The 15,877-nt window shown below is 71.8% G+C and carries 10 protein-coding genes; 4 read left to right on the top strand and 6 right to left on the bottom strand.

The annotated features are described in order from the left end of the window. Nucleotides 1-2: 2 nt before the first annotated feature. Entirely contained in the window at nt 3-476 is a 474-nt protein-coding gene (locus tag OL599_RS18000; protein WP_264715246.1) for an SUF system Fe-S cluster assembly regulator, read from the bottom strand. A gap of 258 nt (nt 477-734) precedes the next feature. Between OL599_RS18000 and OL599_RS17995 the strand changes: the two genes are divergently transcribed. The 3 genes from OL599_RS17995 (at nt 735) to OL599_RS17985 (ending at nt 6,071) form a co-directional block, all read left to right on the top strand. After that, the gene (locus OL599_RS17995; protein ID WP_264715244.1) at nt 735-3,008 is read left to right on the top strand and encodes a heavy metal translocating P-type ATPase; all 2,274 of its coding nucleotides are present in this window, start codon (nt 735-737) and stop codon (nt 3,006-3,008) included. Nucleotides 3,009-3,093: 85 nt separating this feature from the next. Beyond that, nucleotides 3,094-4,014 carry an SDR family NAD(P)-dependent oxidoreductase gene (locus tag OL599_RS17990; RefSeq protein WP_264715243.1) on the top strand — a complete coding sequence of 307 codons (921 nt, stop codon included), beginning with the start codon at nt 3,094-3,096 and terminating at the stop codon, nt 4,012-4,014. Between the two features lie 29 nt (nt 4,015-4,043). Further along, a complete protein-coding gene (locus tag OL599_RS17985) occupies nt 4,044-6,071 on the top strand; it encodes an acetate--CoA ligase family protein (RefSeq protein WP_264715242.1) in 2,028 nt (675 codons plus the stop codon). A gap of 127 nt (nt 6,072-6,198) precedes the next feature. Here the strand turns inward: OL599_RS17985 and OL599_RS17980 are convergent, their stop codons facing one another. Together OL599_RS17980 and OL599_RS17975 are read right to left on the bottom strand one after the other, a co-directional pair. Further along, complete coding sequence (locus tag OL599_RS17980; protein ID WP_264715241.1) at nt 6,199-10,176, bottom strand: Hint domain-containing protein; 3,978 nt, start codon at nt 10,174-10,176, stop codon at nt 6,199-6,201. Nucleotides 10,177-10,636: 460 nt separating this feature from the next. Next, complete coding sequence (locus tag OL599_RS17975; RefSeq protein WP_264715240.1) at nt 10,637-11,701, bottom strand: Ldh family oxidoreductase; 1,065 nt, start codon at nt 11,699-11,701, stop codon at nt 10,637-10,639. Between the two features lie 80 nt (nt 11,702-11,781). Here OL599_RS17975 and OL599_RS17970 point away from each other — a divergent pair, with 80 nt between their 5' ends. Further along, on the top strand, nt 11,782-12,402 hold the full coding sequence (locus OL599_RS17970) for an NUDIX hydrolase (RefSeq protein ID WP_264715239.1): 621 nt from the start codon (nt 11,782-11,784) through the stop codon (nt 12,400-12,402). Nucleotides 12,403-12,412: 10 nt separating this feature from the next. Here the strand turns inward: OL599_RS17970 and OL599_RS17965 are convergent, their stop codons facing one another. From OL599_RS17965 to OL599_RS17955, 3 genes are read right to left on the bottom strand one after another with little or no spacing between them, the layout of a single operon-like run. Then, on the bottom strand, nt 12,413-13,231 hold the full coding sequence (locus tag OL599_RS17965; RefSeq protein WP_264715238.1) for an MBL fold metallo-hydrolase: 819 nt from the start codon (nt 13,229-13,231) through the stop codon (nt 12,413-12,415). Then, the gene (locus tag OL599_RS17960; protein ID WP_264715236.1) at nt 13,219-14,184 is read right to left on the bottom strand and encodes a DMT family transporter; all 966 of its coding nucleotides are present in this window, start codon (nt 14,182-14,184) and stop codon (nt 13,219-13,221) included. The genes OL599_RS17965 and OL599_RS17960 overlap by 13 nt, the downstream gene beginning before the upstream one ends. Further along, nucleotides 14,184-15,803, bottom strand: coding sequence for a hypothetical protein (locus OL599_RS17955; protein ID WP_264715235.1), 1,620 nt, complete (start codon nt 15,801-15,803; stop codon nt 14,184-14,186). The genes OL599_RS17960 and OL599_RS17955 overlap by 1 nt, the downstream gene beginning before the upstream one ends. Nucleotides 15,804-15,877: the final 74 nt, after the last annotated feature.

Here is a 15,877-nt window from a genome sequence, read left to right as displayed (position 1 = left end):
CCCTACTCGGCGAGCGGCGCGGACATGTGGGTGTTGAAACGGAAGACGAGCGGCACGGAGGCGTCTCGCATGTCGGCCAAGGTGATGGAAGACAAGGCGCCCTGGATGGCGTCGTTGACCAGGTCCCAGCGGCCCTTCACGGCACACAGGCTCTGCACCTCGCAGCCACCCTGGTTGCCGTCGACGCAGGCGGTCAGCGCGATCGGGCCGTCGATGGCGGCGATCACGTCGGCGATGGCAATGGCATCCAGCGGCCGCAGCAGCCGGTAGCCGCCGCGCGCCCCCCGCTGCGACACCACCAGGCTGGACGCGGACAGGGCCTTGAGCACCTTCGCCACCGTCGGCTCCGGCACCCCCGTGGCGGCGGCGATCCCCGGCGAGGTCTGCACGCCATCGCAGCCGGCCGCGCGTTGACCCTCGTCGAGCCGGATCAGCACCACCACAGCGTAATCTGTCAGCTTGGAGAGCCTGAGCATGGCGATTGAACCCTAATCGGACCTGGGCAGTCCTGTTTGAGTGGAAATGGACTATCCGCCCGCGTGCGTCAAGGCCGGCGCGGCGATTTAGCGCGGATCGAAACATGGTTGCGGCACCGCTGCGGCGCGCTGGCCTCAAGGCCCGAACCAGGAGACCCGACGTTCTCACCGGCCCCGGCATCGATCGGCGCCGGCGCGGCATTGTGGCCGGGCAGCGGCCGGAGTGGCAGACTGGCGGCGCCTGAGAGGGAGCGCCCCGTGCCGCAACGACGCTGGATTCTGCTGTTCGTGCTTGCCTGCATGGCCGGCGGCGCCGCCGCCACCCTGTCCTCCCCAGGCATGGCCCGCATCCTATGGATCGCCGCCGCGGTCCCGGTGGCGGCACTGGTGGCGCGCGACACGCTGCGTACGCTGCGGGGCGGCGCATTGGGTGTCGATATCGTGGCGCTGGTGGCGATCGCCGGAGCGCTGGCCCTGGGCGAGAACTTCACCGCCGCGCTGATCGCGCTGATGGTGGCCGGCGGCAATGCGCTGGAGGAGTTCGCCGAGGCCCGCGCCCGGCGCGAACTCACCGCCCTGGTGTCGCGCACCCCGCGCATCGCCCACCGCCAGGACGGCGCGGGCATCGCCGACATTCCCGTGGCCGACATCCGGCCCGGCGACCTGCTGCTGGTCAAGCCCGGCGAAACCCTGCCGGTCGATGGCACGGTGCAGGACGCCGCCGCCGTGCTCGACGAATCCGCCCTGACCGGCGAGCCGCTGCCGGTGACACGCGCCCCCGGCGATCCCGCCCGCAGCGGCGTGGTGAATGCCGGCAGCCCCTTTGTGCTGCGCGCCACCGCCACCGCCGACGCCAGCACCTATGCCGCCATCGTCCGCCTCGTGCAGGCGGCGGAGGGCGAGCGCCCGCCGATGGTCCGCCTGGCGGACCGCTGGGCGCTGTGGTTCCTGCCCTTCACCCTGGTGGCAGCTGGGGCGGCCTGGGCCCTGTCGGGCAGCGCGGAGCGGGCGCTGGCGGTGCTGGTGGTGGCCACCCCCTGCCCGCTGATCCTGGCCGCCCCGGTGGCGCTGGTCTGCGGCGTGTCGCGCGCGGCCCGGCAGGGCGTGATCGTGAAGGGCGGCGGCGCGCTGGAACGCCTCGCGCGCGCCCGCACGGCGCTGTTCGACAAGACGGGAACGCTGACCACCGGCGCCCCACGTATCGCCGGCGTGGAGCCATTGCCGGGCTTCGAGACCGACGAGGTGCTGCAACTCGCGGCATCGCTCGAGCAGATGTCCCAGCACGTGGTCGCCGTCGCCATCGTCGCGGCGGCCAGGTCGGCGGGCCTGGCGCTGTCGCTGCCGGCGGATGCTGCGGAAATCCCGGGCGGCGGGTTGTCCGGCACCGTGGACGGACGGCGCGTCACCGTCGGCAGCGCCGGGCTGCTGGAAGCAGTGGGGCTGACGCTGCCCGCCACCGGCGCCGCCGCGCGCCTGGCCGCCGCCGCCGCCTCGGCCTCCTGGGTGGCCGTCGACGGGACGGTCGCGGGCGTGCTGCTGCTGGCGGACCGCATCCGGCCGGAGGCGCCACGCGCCATCCGCGACCTGCGCGCCGCCGGGATCACGCGCCTGGTGATGGTCACCGGCGACCGCGCGGAATCGGCCGAGGCGGTGGGCATCGCACTGGGGCTGGACGCGGTGCATGCGGATCTGGCGCCGTCCGACAAGATCGACGTCGTGAAGGCCGAGCGCGCCACCGGCGTCACCCTGATGATCGGCGACGGGATCAACGACGCCCCGGCGCTGGCCGCCGCCGACGTGGGCGTGGCCATGGGCGCGCGCGGCGCCGCCGCCGCAGCGGAAGCCGCCGACGTGGTGCTGCTGGTGGACCGCATCGACCGCGTCGCCGCCGCGGTCGCCGCGGCCCGCCGGGCCCGCTTCATCGCCTTGCAGTCGATCGCCGTGGGCATGGGGCTGTCGGCGCTGGCCATGGCGGTCGCCGCCTTCGGCTACCTGCCGCCGGTGTATGGCGCGCTGCTGCAGGAAGCGATCGATGTCGCAGTCATCCTGAACGCGCTGCGGGTGCTGCGCGGCGGTGGCCGCCCCGCCGCCCTGCCCGCCTCCGCCGGCGTGCCGCGCGTGCTGGAGGATCATGTCCGCCTGCGCGACCTGGTGGAACGCATGCGCCGCACCGCCGACCGGCTGCATGCCCCGGACGACATGCGCACGGCCGAGTTGCAGCAGATCAGCGACGAGTTGCGCACGCTGCTGCTGCCGCACCAGCTGGCGGAGGAGCGGCGGACCTTCCCGGAACTGGCCCGCCGCCTGGGCGGGCGCGATCCGCTGGGCGCCATGACCCGCATGCACGACGAGATCTCCCATCTTTCCGCGCGATTCGGCGCCTTGGTGGACGGCATGGACCCCGAAGCCGCCTCCGCCGCCGAGGCCCGCGAGGCACGGCGATTGCTGTATGTGCTGGACGCCGTGATCGCCCTGCATCTCGCCGCCGAGGAGGAGCTGCTGGCCGAGGTGGAGGAGTTGCCGGTGCGCTGACGCGCACGGCCGGCGCCCGGGGGGCCGGGGTTCACAATGACTTGGGCGCCGCCTAACCTCCGCCGGCAAATCGACGGAGGACTCCATGGCCGGCAAACCCATGCTCGAAGGCAAAGTCGCGGTCGTGACCGGGGCCGGCGGCGGCATCGGCCGCGAGATCGCGCTGATGATGGCCATGCAAGGTGCGAGGGTGGTGATCAACGATCTCGGCGTGTCGGTCACGGGCGATGGCGGGTCGGCGACCCCGGCGGAGCAGACCAAGGCCATCATCGAGCAGCGCGGCGGCCAGGCGGTGATCAGCACCGACAGCGTCGCGAGCTGGGACAGCGCCCGCAACATCGTGCAGACCGCCATCGACGCGTTCGGCCGCATCGACGTGGTGGTGAACAACGCCGGCATCCTGCGCGACGTGATCTTCCACAAGATGACGGCCGACGACTGGAACGCCGTCATCAATGTGCACCTGAACGGCAGCTTCTATGTCAGCCGCGCCGCCGCCGAGCATTTCCGCAAGCAGGAGAACGGCGCCTTCGTGCACATGAGCAGCACCTCGGGCCTGATCGGCAATTTCGGCCAGGCCAACTACGCCGCCGCCAAGCTGGGCATCACCGCGCTGTCGAAATCGATCGCGTTGGACATGAAGCGCTACAACGTGCGCAGCAACTGCATCGCGCCGTTCGCCTGGAGCCGCATGACCGGCTCCATTCCCGCCGAGACGCCGGAGCAGAAGGCGCGGGTCGAAAAGCTCAAGCAGATGACGCCGGACAAGAACGCACCGATGGCGGTGTTCCTCGCCTCCGACGCCGCCCGCGACGTGAGCGGGCAGGTGTTCGCCACCCGCCTCAACGAGATCTTCCTGATGAGCAGCCCGCGCCCGATCCGCGGCGTGCACCGCGCCGACGGCTGGACGCCGGAGACGATCGCCGAACACGCCTATCCCGCCTTGAAGGCGGCGTTCATGCCGCTGGACCGCAGCGGCGAAGTGTTCAGCTGGGACCCGGTCTGACGGCCGCCGAGCGGCGCGGGGCCAGCGAAATGCTGCATCAGGCGTTGCTGAACCCGCGCCGGATCGCGCTGATCGGCGCATCGACCGACGCGGCCCGGCTCACGGCGCGGGCGCAGCTCTATCTGCGGCGCCACGGCTTCGCCGGCGAGTTGTTCCCGGTGAACCCGCGCGCTGCGGACGTGCTGGGCGAGCGCGCCTATCCGTCCCTGCGCGACGTGCCCGGCGATATCGACTTCGCCTATGTGCTGGTGAACACCGCAGCGGTGGAGGCCGCCATCGAGGCCTGCGCCGAGCGCCGTGTGCCCGTGGCCTGTGTGCTGGCCGACGGGTTCGCCGAGGCCGGGCAGGAGGGTCTGGCCTTGCAGCGGCGCGTGCTGGCGGCGGCGCATGGCGGCGGCGTGCGGCTGCTGGGGCCGAACAGCATGGGCATCGTCAACGTGCCCGCCGCCACTGCCTGCAGCGTGAACGCGGCGCTGGAAGCCGAGCGCCTGATTCCCGGGCGCTGGTCGCTGGTCTCGCATTCCGGCTCGGTGATGGGCACGCTGCTGTCGCGCGCCGCGGCAAGGGGCTTCGGCTTCGCCAAGATGATCGGCACCGGCAACGAGGCCGACCTGACCGCCGGCGAGATCGCGTCGCTGCTGGTCGACGACCCCGAAACCGACGCCATCCTGCTGTTCCTGGAGACCATCCGCCGGCCCGAGTTGTACGAGGAGGCGGCCCGCCGCGCCCACGCCGCCGGCAAGCCGATCATCGCCTACAAGCTCGGCCGGTCGGAGGCGGGTGCGGCGCTGGCGACCACGCATACCGGCGCCATCGCCGGCTCCGACGCCGCGACCGACGCGTTCTTGCGCGCCTGCGGCATCGCCCGGGTCGATATGCTGGAGACGCTGCTGGAACTGCCGCCCTTGTTGCTGGGCGCGCGCCCGGCCGCCGTGCCGAAACGGGCGGTGCGGGTGGTGACGACCACCGGCGGCGGCGGGGCGATGGTGGTGGACCGGCTGGGCACGCTGGGCATCGCCACTGCGCGGATGACCGACACCACGCTGGCCGGCGCCCGCAAGGACTCCGTCGCCGCCGCCCTGAACGAGGCCCGTGCGGCCGGGGATTGCGATGTCGCCGTCGCTGTGATCGGCAGCTCCGCCCAGTTCCGGCCGCAGGACGCGGTGGCGGGCGTGCTCGCCTCGCAAGGACCGCGCCCGCTCGCAGCGTTCCTGCTGCCGCAGGCCGACGCGTCGCTGCAGCTGCTCGCCGAAGCCGGCGTCGCCGCGTTCCGCACGCCCGAAGCCTGTGCCGATGCGGTGCGCAGCTTCCTGGACTGGCGGGCGCCCCGGGCCCTGCCTGAGCCGGGCGACATGTCGGCCGTGCAGGCCCTGCTGCCGGCCCCGGACGAGCCGCGCGCCCGCGCCGTGTTCGCGGCCCTGGGGCTCGCCGACGCCGCCGTCGCGGTCGATCCCGCGGCGCCGCCGACGCTGCGGTATCCCGTGGCGCTGAAGGCGGTCTCGGCGGAGATCGCGCACAAGACCGAGGCGGGCGCCGTGGTGCTGAACGTGCCCGATGAGACCGCATTGCGCGCGGCCTGTGCGGAGATGCGCGCACGGCTTGGCTCGCGCATCTCCGGCTTCATCGCCCAGCCCATGGTCCGTGGCGTGGCCGAGGCGATCCTGGGCTATCGCCGCGACCCGCTAGTGGGCCCGGTGATCGCGCTCGGCGCCGGCGGCGTGCTGGCCGAGGTGTATCGCGACGTGGTGCTGCGCATGGCCCCGGTGAGCGCCGCCGAGGCGATGGAGATGATCGCCGAGGTGAAAGGCCTCGCCCCCGCCCGCGGCTACCGCAACCTGCCCAAGGGCGACCTCGCGGCGCTGGCGCAGGCGGTCGCGGATCTGTCACGACTCGCGGCCTTGCCGGATGTGCGGGAAGCGGAGGTCAATCCGTTGATCGTGCTGCAAGAAGGCCAGGGCGTCGTGATGGCGGACGCGCTTCTGTCCACCGGCCGGGAGGACGCGTCCGGAACGGCCGCCTGTCATACCAGCGGCCATGAAGAATGGCCGCTGGTATGAGTCGTTATTTTGCGTGCCGCCGCCCACCAAGCCCGCGACAGGCACGCGCTTGCGTGCCGCAAGCGGATCGGCGCGCGATACCAACGGCCCTTGACGATGGAAGGGTCATCGTCAAGGGCCGTTGGTATCAGACGCACGCTGCCCGCGCCGGCGGCGGGGCGTCCTCGGCCCAGTAACGCGATAGCGGCAGCAGCGTCGCTTCCAGCCACCGCGCGCCCGCACACGCCAGCGCGGCGTCGCCGTTCGTCCACTGCCAGTCCGGCTCCGCATCGTGCCAGCCGTCGCCCCGGCGCGGATCGCCGGCCGGCACGTCCTGCCCGTCGAGGCGCAGCCTTGCGACGGCCACACCGAGGCGGCGGTGGTCGTCGCTGGCAGGCCTGGTATGCGCCGGCACCATCACGCGCGAGCGCAGCCGCACCAGGCCGGCACCCTCCGGCAGGCGGAACCGCCAGATGTTGCCTTCGATCGTTGGACGGATGGCCGCGCCGCGGTCGAGCACGTGCAGATCAGGCGCCTCGGTCAGGCCGCGGCCCAGTGCCGCCGCCTGCGCGAGCAGGCCGGCCCTGGCCGCTGCCAAAGCCGGCCCGGACAGCACCAGCGGCGCACAGCCACGGTCCCGCCAGATCGTCATGGCGAAATCCGGGTGCAGCGCCGCCGCCTCCCCGCCATTGGCGAAGCAGCCGCGGTTGCCGGTGTCCAGATAGCTTTCCGCCGGCAGCCCCTCGGCCAGCAGGATGTCGTGGCGGTCGAGCTCGACATGGAAATAGGCCAGCCGGTCCACCGGCACCTGGGCGACGGTCATGCCGTTGACGAGGTAGCGAACCGGAATCAGCACGCGGTCCCGCTTGCTGCCCACGAACACGGCATGGTCCGGCGACAGGAACAGGTCGCGCAGCGGCATCCCGGGGCCGAACGCGTCGGCCTGGACCCGCACCGGCCACACCTCCTCCGGGGCCGGATGGCGCCGGCAATCGACATGGCGATGGCCGATCCAGCGCACGCGCGCCAGCTGCCGGCCCAGCAGCGTCACCACATGATCACCCGGACGCAGCGCTTCCACCGGCAGTTCGCCATGCGCGGTCAGCAGCCTGGTGCCATTCATGTAGCAGGCGCCGGCCGGCGGCGCCTGCAAGGTGATGTCGGCGTTGCCGAACGCGTCGGTTCCGACGTCGACGCCGATATTCGCCAGCGTGCCGATCAGCCCGTAGCTCAGCGTGCCGCCGGCGGCGAGCGTCACGTTCAGCAGGTTGCCGTCAAGCGATGCCGAGCTGGCTTGTGCGCCCGCCAGGATCAGCGTGTTGCCGGGCCCGAAGCCGCCGATCTTGCCGGCGAAAGCGGCCGGCGCGTCCAGCTTCAAGGCGCCGCCCTGGAAGTTGAAGAAGACGTTCTGGTTGGTCCCGGTCGTCAGTTCCAGCGTCGCCCCCGGGTCCACCTGCAGCACGCCGGCCCCGGTGAGGGTTGCCACCGACAGCAGGCCGCCCGCGGCATCGATCGTGCCGACGTTCAGGATCGTGCTGGCAAGCGTGCCGAAGCCGGTCAGCAGGCCGCCCGCGGCCACGGCCACGCCGCCCGCGATGAGGCTGCCGCCACCAAGCTGCAGCACGCCCGCGGCAGCGATGCTGCCCGCCGCGACATAGTCGCGCCCGCCCAGCACGGCGAGCGTGCCGGACGCGCCGATGGTCTTCAGCGTGGCCTCGATCGCCTGGTAGGCGCCGAGATCAGCATTGAAGGCCGCCAGGGCCGAGCCGGCGCCGTCCAGGACGATGCTGGCGTTGACCGTGGCCAGCGGAGCCGCAGGGCCGAGATCGAGCGTGGCGCCGGCATCCGCCTCGTAGGTGCCGCCGTTCAGCGTGGTACCCGAGACGTTCAGCAGGCCAGGGCCGACCGTCAGCGTGCCGCTGGCGGCCTGCAGCAACCCGGAATTGGAGAAGGTCGCCCCGGAAAGGTTGAGGCCGGAGGCGCCGTCGGCACGGATCGTGCCGGAATTGTCGCTGCCCTGCGGGCCTGACAGCTCCAGCGTGCCGCCGTTCAGCGTGATGACGCCGGCATTGCGGATGGTCTGGCCGGTGATGGACAGGACCTGCGCCGCGGCGTCGATCAGCCCCTCGTTCACCAGCGTGTCGACACTGATCGTCGCACTGCCGGCCATGGTGACGGCGGTGTCCGGCCCCAGTGTCAGTGCCTGGCCGGTGCCGCGGTCCCAGATGCTGTAGGACACGGGGCTCGGCGGCGCCGCGCTGGTGCCGAGCCGGATTGCGACATGGTCCAGCGTTTCCGCGTCCAGGATGGAGAGCTGGCCGGCCGTCAGGTCGATCATCCCCGGCACCCCGCCATCGGCGGCCAGCACGGTGAGGCCGTTGACAATGGAAACGCCGCTGCTGGATGCGCCGAGGTCGAGCGTGCCGAGGACGGTGATGCCGTCGAGCGTCGGGCCGGTGACCACGGTGGTGCCGAAGCCGAGGAGGGTCTGCGCGCCCATGGCCAGCGTGCCGCCATCCGGCCGGATGGTGCCGCCTGTGACCGTGCCGGCCAGCCGCAGGCTGCTGAACAGCCCGGTGGCGGCGATGTCGAGCGTGCCGCCGGCAAGGTCAAGCGTGCCGCCCAGCGCCAGCACCCCGCCGGCGGTGCTGATGGTGCCGGCATCGGCGATGAACTGGGCGAGCGTGGTGTTGGTGTCGATCTCCAGCGTGCCGCCGCTGCCGATGGCGATGCTGCCGGCGTTGCTGAAGCCGTCCAGCGTCATGGCCAGGAAGGCGCCGGACCCGACCTGGATCTGTCCGAGATTGACCAGTCCGGCGGCGCTGAGGAAGGCGCTGGCCGTGGCCGCCAGGGTTGCCCCGCCCCCCAGCGTCAGCGTGCCGCCGCCCTGTACCGAGATGCCGCTGGCCGGGACGGCGAAACCGCCGCTGCTGACGCCGACGATGAGCGTGAGATCGTCGAGCGTGGTGCTGTCGAGGAAGTTGAACTGGTCGCCGGCGGCGTTGACCAGCACCGCCTCGGTGCCGCCCTGGGTGTCCGCCCCCAGCCCACCGGCGACGTTCACGGTGTAGCCTGGTTTGCCGACCGGCTGGCTGATGTCCAGCGTGCCGCGCAGGGTGATGCCGTCCAGCGTGGCGCCCGGCAGGGCCAACATGCCGCCATGCATGCGGATGGTGCCGTCCTTCACCGTGCCGCTGAGCATGGCGTTGCTGAAGGCGCCGGTTCCTCCCGCGTCGAGCGTGCCGCCGCCCAGATCCAGCGTGCCGCCCAGGCGCAACTGCCCCCCGGCATTGTCGATCAGGCCGATCCCGGCCAGCGTCGTGTTCCGGTCGATCTTCAGGATGGCGCCGGATTTGAGCCCGATCGTGCCGGTATTGGCAAAGCTGCCGGCGGCGTTGGCGACGTCGAGGGTGGTGCTGGCACCGAGCGTCAGCGTGCCGGTGTTGGTGAAGGCCAAGCCGCTCAGCGTCGCCCGGTTGCCGCTGCCGGCGCTGAGCGCCATCGTTCCGGCGTTGACCAGCGTGGGTTCGATGGTGACGCCGAAGCCGGCCAGATCCGTGTTGACGACGAGGCTGCCCAGGTTGGTCAGCGTACCCCCCTCCGGCGCGGTGATCGCCCCGCCGGCAGCGGTCAGCACGACATGCGGCCCGAGCGTCAGCATGCCGCCCGCCATGCCGAGCTGCAGCACGCCGAAGGGCCCGCGCAGCCCGATCACGACGTTGTCCAGCGTCTCGCTGTCCAGGACGGTCAGCGCGCCGCCAGTCAGGTCGATGGTGCCGGGGCTGGCGCCGGCGACGGTCTTCACCGTCAGGCCGTTCCGGACCGAAATCGGCGTGAACCGGCCGGGCGCGAGCGTGCCCAGCACGGTCACGCCGTCCAGAGTGCCGCTCATGGCCAGCACACCGCCGGAGCCCTTCACGGCGCCGCCCTGGATGGTGCCAGCGCCCTTCAGCGCCCCGGCCTTGAGCGTCAGCAGCGCCTGCGCGCCACCCAGCACCAGGGTACCCGCGATCGACAGCGAGGCGTTGGCGGCGTTCAGCAGCACACTGTCCGCGGTGATCGTCTCGCTATCCGCGATCGTGACCGTGTAGGTCCCGGCGGCTGCGATGGTGGCGTCGGCGAGCATATCGTCGGGGACGGCCGAACCGGTCCAATTGGCCGGCGTCATCCAATCCGCGCTGACGCCGCTTAACCAGGAGTAGGTGGCCATGGCTTCGTTCCCGACTTGGATCGGTTGCGTGGTTCGGGGATCCGCGCAACGGCGGTGCTCTGCCGCGCACGATCCGGCGACCGACCTTCTGTCGTCGTGCCGCCAGCATCGCCCCGGGATCGCCCGCTGACAACCCTTGCGATTCCGCACATACCCCGGTGTGGCGAAAGATCCAGCACGCAGCGGCGTCGAACCGTGGCAGGTGACGGTTTAATGCCGGATTGTTAACGAATTGTCGCCACCATGCACACGCAATGACCCGGCTTGGCCGTCATGCGGCATACATCCGCATTCGAATCGACCAGACTGCCTGTGCGCGCACGCCCGGAAGCCATACTGACGGAACGGTCGTCCGCTCCGGCGGTGCTGAGGCTCCTCAGCCCAGCAGCCACGGCGCGCCGCTGGCCTCGGCGATGGTTCGGATCTGCGCCAGCAAGCCGGGGCCGACGGGAATCCCCTCGGCGCGCCGCCGCGCCGCCGTTGCCCGTTCGGGGTCGCCGGCCACCAGCACGGGCGTCGCGGGGTCGGCCGGCGTGGTCGCGCGCATCTGGCCGCAGAACCGGGCCACGTCGGTACGGAACTCGGCGGGGTCGCGGAACAGGCCAGGGTCCATGGCGAGGAAGAAATGGCCGAGATTCACCCCGCCCTCCGCCTTGGCGTGCCCGGGGTCGCTGGGGAAGGTGACGCCGGACAGGGCGCCGGCCAGGATGTCCACCATCATCGCGAGGCCATAGCCTTTGTAGCTGGAATTCTCCCGCGTGCCGCCAAGCGAGGTGAGGAATCCCGGGCGCTGCACCACGTCGAGCGGGTCGGTGCTGGGCTGGCCGTCCGGGGTCAGCACCCAGCCGGGCGGCGCCGGCAGGTCCTCGTTGGCCTTGTTGCGGACCCGGCCGAAAGCCACCGTGGTGGTCGCCATGTCCAGCAGGAACGGCCGGCCCGCCTCGCCCGGGGCGCCGAAGCACCAGGGATCGGTGCCCAGCTTTGCCTCCGCCCCGCCGGTGGGGGCGACGCGTACGCCGCTCGCCGTGGTGGTGGTGATGCCGATCAGCCCGGCATCGACCGCCAGCATGGAATAGTAGCCACAGGCGCCGAAATGCGCACTGTTGCGCACCGCCACCGCCGCCAGCCCCACCTGCTTCGCCTTGGCGACCGCGAGCCGCATGGCGAACGCCGCCGGCACATGGCCCAGCCCGGCATCCCCGTCCACCAGGGCGGAAACCGGCGACTCGCGCACGATCCGCGGCGCGCAGGCGAGGTTCAGCTTGCCCTGGCGACGCCAGGAATCGTAGCCGGTCAGCATGGACATGCCGTGGCTGTCGATGCCGTGCAGGTCGGCCCAGGCCAGGATTTCCGCGGTTTCCGCCGCATTGGCGGCGGCCATGCCCCAGGCCAGCAGGATCGCCTCGATCTGCGTGCGATGAGTCTCAAGCGCTGCCGGCATGTGTGCTCCCCTTGATTTGGCTGGGTCGAAGCTTGCGCAGCAGGCCGGCGACGGCAAGGTTGCATCCGAAGGAGAGCCCCATGACCGACGCGCCCGCCAAGCCTGTGACCCCCCGCCCCGCCGCCAGCCTGCTGGTGCTGCGCCGCGGTCCGGGGAAAGCAACGGGACCGGAGGTGCTGATGGGCGTGCGCGGCGCCGGCCACAAATTCATGCCGAACCGGCTGGTCTTCCCCGGCGGTGCCGTGGACGCCGCGGACCACACCGCGACGCTGGCCACCCCGCCCCGCCCGGACGTGCTGCGTCGCCTGGAGCGGTCCGCCGACCCCAGCCTGGCACGCGCCATCCCCATCGCCGCGGCGCGTGAACTGGAGGAGGAGACGGGCCTCTCGCTCGGCAGCCCGCCCGTCCTGCACGGGTTGGACTATCTGTGCCGCGCGGTGACGCCGGAGGCGTCTCCGGTACGGTTCGACGCGCGCTTCCTGGTGGTCGATGCCGGCCATATCGGCGGCACGCTGGCGGGCTCGGGCGAGCTCGAGGACCTGCGCTGGTGGGGCATCGAGGCGGCGTTGGCCGTGGACCTTGCCACCGCGCAGCGGCGGGTGCTGGAGCGGCTGCTGTTGTGGATGGTGATGAGCGAGGACGAGCGGCGGGCACAGACCGAAGTGGCGGTGCTTTTCAATCGCGCCTGGGCGACGGAATAGAAACTGCTGTTCAGGCCGCCCGCCAGACCGTCCCGTCCTGCAGCGCGCGGCCCTCGTCGCGCAACTTCAGGAGATGCGCGAGCACGTTGCGCTCGGCCGCCCCGCGCAGGCGCGGATTCACCGGCGCATACAGCCGATCCACCAGCGCCAGCGTGTCCTGTGGCGCTTCCGCAAGCGCCGTGACGATGGCGCCCTCGCGCTGCAGGCGGTGGTCCAGCAGGTGTTGCGCGTAGGCGCGGGTATCGCGCCGCGGCGGGCCGTGACCGGAGAGATAGAGGCGGTCGTCGCGGGCGAGCATGCGGCGCAGGCTGGCGAAATAGGCGGACATGTCGCCGTCGGGCGGCGAGACGATGCTGCTGGACCAGGACATGATGTGGTCGGCGGTGAACACCACACCGTCGGCCCGGGCGAAGCACAGATGGTCGGCGGCATGCCCTGGGGTATGCAGCGCGGTCCAGCCCGCGACCTCGTCGCCGTCCCGCAGCGGGACGTCCGGGGCGAATCCAGGCGCGGCGCTGCGGTGGAAGGCATGGCTGCGCGCGCCCGTCGCCGCCTGCAGCGCCGCCAGGGCGCCGACATGGTCGCGATGGGTGTGGCTCAGCAGGATGCGCACCACCTTGCCGCCGGTCGCGGCCAGGATGTGCTGCACATGCGCCGGGTCGGCCGGGCCGGGGTCGAGCACCGTGGTCCCGTCCGGTCCGTCGATCAGGTAGGTGTTGGTGCCGTGATAGGTCATCGGGCCGGGATTGGCGGCGACGATGCGGCCGATCCCGGGAATGACGGGGATGACGACGCCGCGGGCGGGCTCGGGTTCGGTCAGGAAGGCCATGTCGTTTCCTCGGTTCTGCCGACCCGCTCGGCGCGCCGGCGCGCCTGCTCGCGGTGCAGGTTGTAGAGCCCCGCCGCCGCGACCACGGCGGCCCCGATCAGCGAGGATGTATGCGGCACCTCGCCGAACACCAGGTAGCCAAGCATGCCGCCCCACAGCAGCGGCGTGTACTCATAGGGCGCCAGCGCCGAGACCGGCGCCAGGGCGAAGGCCTGGGAATTCAGCCAGTGCGCAACCCCATTGGACAGGCCCAGCACCGCAAGCGCGATCAGCGCATCCCAGGCGAAGCCCGGCGCAGGCAGGACCGTCAGCAGCAGCAGCCCCACCGGCAGGTGCGTCGCCAGCAGGAAGAACGACAGGCATTCCGGCGTCTCGGTCGTGGACAGCAGCCGCGTGAGGTTGCGCGACACCGCGAGGCCGCAGATGCCCAGCAGCAGCACCAGCACGGTGGGCGTCCACAGCCCTCCGCCCGGGCGGACCATGATCAGCACCCCGCCGAAACCGACCACCGTGGACAACGCCCGCCGCCAGCGGATGCGCTCGCCCAGCATGGGAATGGCGAGCAGCGTCATCAGCAGCGGCGCGGAGAAGCCAACGGCGTAGGTATCGGCCAGGGTCATCGTCTCCCAGGCGACATACCAGGTGAGCGACACCGCGCTGTGCAGCAGGCTGCGCAGCAGCACCAGCCGCCAGCGCACCGGCAGCACGCGGCGCCAGCCCTCGCCGCCGCGCAGCACTGCCAGGCCCAGCACGGTGGCCCCGCCAAACAGGCCGCGGCCGATCATGGCCCCGGTCAGTCCGGCCACCGGCAGCGCCCATTTCGCGGCGACGTCGCCGGTGGTCATGATCAGGAAGCACAGGCAGACCAGGATGATGCCGCGCACCGTGTCCGCCCCGGTGTCGCTCAAGGCGCGCGGCGCCGCTGCCGCGCGAAGCAGATAGCCGGTCGGCATTACTCGTCCTTGCGCGTGAACACGCGATAGCGCCCCCATTGCGCAGCCTGCTGGTAGTGCGACCAGACCTGCGCGAACAGTTGGTGGCGGGTGAAATAGGCGATGAAGTCGAACTCCTCGCCGCACCAGGGAATGCCGGGCGACGTGTCCACCACCACCACGGCAGGGGGCGCGCGGGCGAAATCCTCGGCGACGGTGCGATAGACGAAGAATTCCGGCCGCCCCATCTCCCACACTTCGCGGTAGCGCCGGCCGTCCGGCAGGCATTCGCGATAGGCGCCTTCGAGCAGCCACATGTTCATGGTGCGCAAGGTCAGCCGCGCATGCGCGTAGTTCAGCGCCGGAAACACGGGCGAGATGCCGGGCGACAGGACCAGCACCCGCTCGCCCTCCGCCTCCTGCTGCAGCAGCCGGGTCAGGCCGGCGACGTCGCTCTGCGCATAGGTCAGCTGGTTCCACGGCAGCTCGCCGTTGGAGATGGCGTAGAGCTGGAACAGGCCGCCCAGCACGGCGGCGATGCGGGCCGCGCGCATGCGGTCGGAGACCACACGCAGCCCGTCCAGCCACCGCGCCGTCAGCACGGCGCCGAGGGCGCAGGTGAACAGCTCGATCGGCACGATGTGGTACGACCAGCCCTTGTGCTGCGCGACGGCAGAGGCGAGCGCCCCCAGGGCCGCCAGGCAGAGCATCCGCGGCAGGCCCTGTTCGGCCTGCAGCCTGAACCGCACGGTGATCCAGACCATCGGCGCCAGCAGGCACACCACCGTGGCCATGCGCGGCTTCAGCAGCACACTCCACATCGTGGTCTCGCCGAGGTCGAGGTAGTAGTCCCAGACCAGCGGCACGACCACGTTCAGGTAGTCCGGGAACAGCAGCGGCAGCGACAGCAGATAGGCCGCCCACACCACGGCCATCGTCCAGGGCACGGGGTCGTGCAGGACGGCGCGCACGGCATGGCGCCGGCCGGCCAGACCGCGGCCGGCCAGCACGGCCAGCTCGATCAGGGCGGGCACGGCCAGGAAATGCGGCTTCAGCGCGAACCCCACCGCGGCCAGCGCGGCCACCGCCACATCCAGCCGGGGCCGCCGGCCCCGCTGGCGCGCGGCCGCGGCCAGCACATATGGCAGCGCCGCCACCGCCATCAGATGCTCGCGCTGGCCGAAATCGTAGCCGGCGCCGAACAGGAACAGGCCCGGCAGCACGTCCAGGAACGCGCGCTCCGCCAGGCCTTCGGAAGCACGGACGCGGACCCGCAGGGCCAGCCCCCAGGCAAGCAGGCCGAGCGCCACGACGCAAAGCTGCAGGCACCGCACGCCATCCAGGCCAGTGGCCGCCTCCAGCGCCGCGGGGATCAGGTTCAGCACGTAGATCAGCGGCGGGTTGACGTCGATCAGGTCGACATACATGCGCTCGCCGGCGAACCAACGCTCGCTGAAGCTCAGCACCGCCGCTACGTCGTGGTTCAGCGGCGGCGCCAGCACGAAGGGGATGAACAGCAGCGGCGGCAGCAGCGCCGGCAGCAGGCGGCCGGTCGCCCAGACAGCCAGGCGCAGCCGTTGCCGCAGCAGGCCGGGCATGGCGTGCGACGCGGCGTCGGTCGCATGTGGATTGGTTCGCATTCCGCCCATTCTGTGCCGCGCACATCGCCATGGCGCAAGACGGCACAGCACCGGCATTGCGGCCGGCACGGAAA

Origin of the sequence: Limobrevibacterium gyesilva, assembly GCF_025989185.1 — a bacterium.
Classification (GTDB): Bacteria; Pseudomonadota; Alphaproteobacteria; order Acetobacterales; family Acetobacteraceae; genus Limobrevibacterium; species Limobrevibacterium gyesilva.
Note: the sequence above shows the minus strand (reverse complement) of the source record. Positions and strands in the feature narration are given on the sequence as shown.

Excerpts from the sequence above, each read along its gene's own strand:
- OL599_RS18000 (WP_264715246.1), bottom strand. The coding sequence starts at position 476 with ATGCTCAGGCTCTCCAAGCTGACAGATTACGCTGTGGTGGTGCTGATC.
- OL599_RS17990 (WP_264715243.1), top strand. The coding sequence starts at position 3,094 with ATGGCCGGCAAACCCATGCTCGAAGGCAAAGTCGCGGTCGTGACCGGG.
- OL599_RS17985 (WP_264715242.1), top strand. The coding sequence starts at position 4,044 with ATGCTGCATCAGGCGTTGCTGAACCCGCGCCGGATCGCGCTGATCGGC.
- OL599_RS17980 (WP_264715241.1), bottom strand. The coding sequence starts at position 10,176 with ATGCTCGCCGACGCCACCATCGCAGCCGCCGGGACCTACACGGTCACG.
- OL599_RS17975 (WP_264715240.1), bottom strand. The coding sequence starts at position 11,701 with ATGCCGGCAGCGCTTGAGACTCATCGCACGCAGATCGAGGCGATCCTG.
- OL599_RS17970 (WP_264715239.1), top strand. The coding sequence starts at position 11,782 with ATGACCGACGCGCCCGCCAAGCCTGTGACCCCCCGCCCCGCCGCCAGC.
- OL599_RS17965 (WP_264715238.1), bottom strand. The coding sequence starts at position 13,231 with ATGGCCTTCCTGACCGAACCCGAGCCCGCCCGCGGCGTCGTCATCCCC.
- OL599_RS17960 (WP_264715236.1), bottom strand. The coding sequence starts at position 14,184 with ATGCCGACCGGCTATCTGCTTCGCGCGGCAGCGGCGCCGCGCGCCTTG.
- OL599_RS17955 (WP_264715235.1), bottom strand. The coding sequence starts at position 15,803 with ATGCGAACCAATCCACATGCGACCGACGCCGCGTCGCACGCCATGCCC.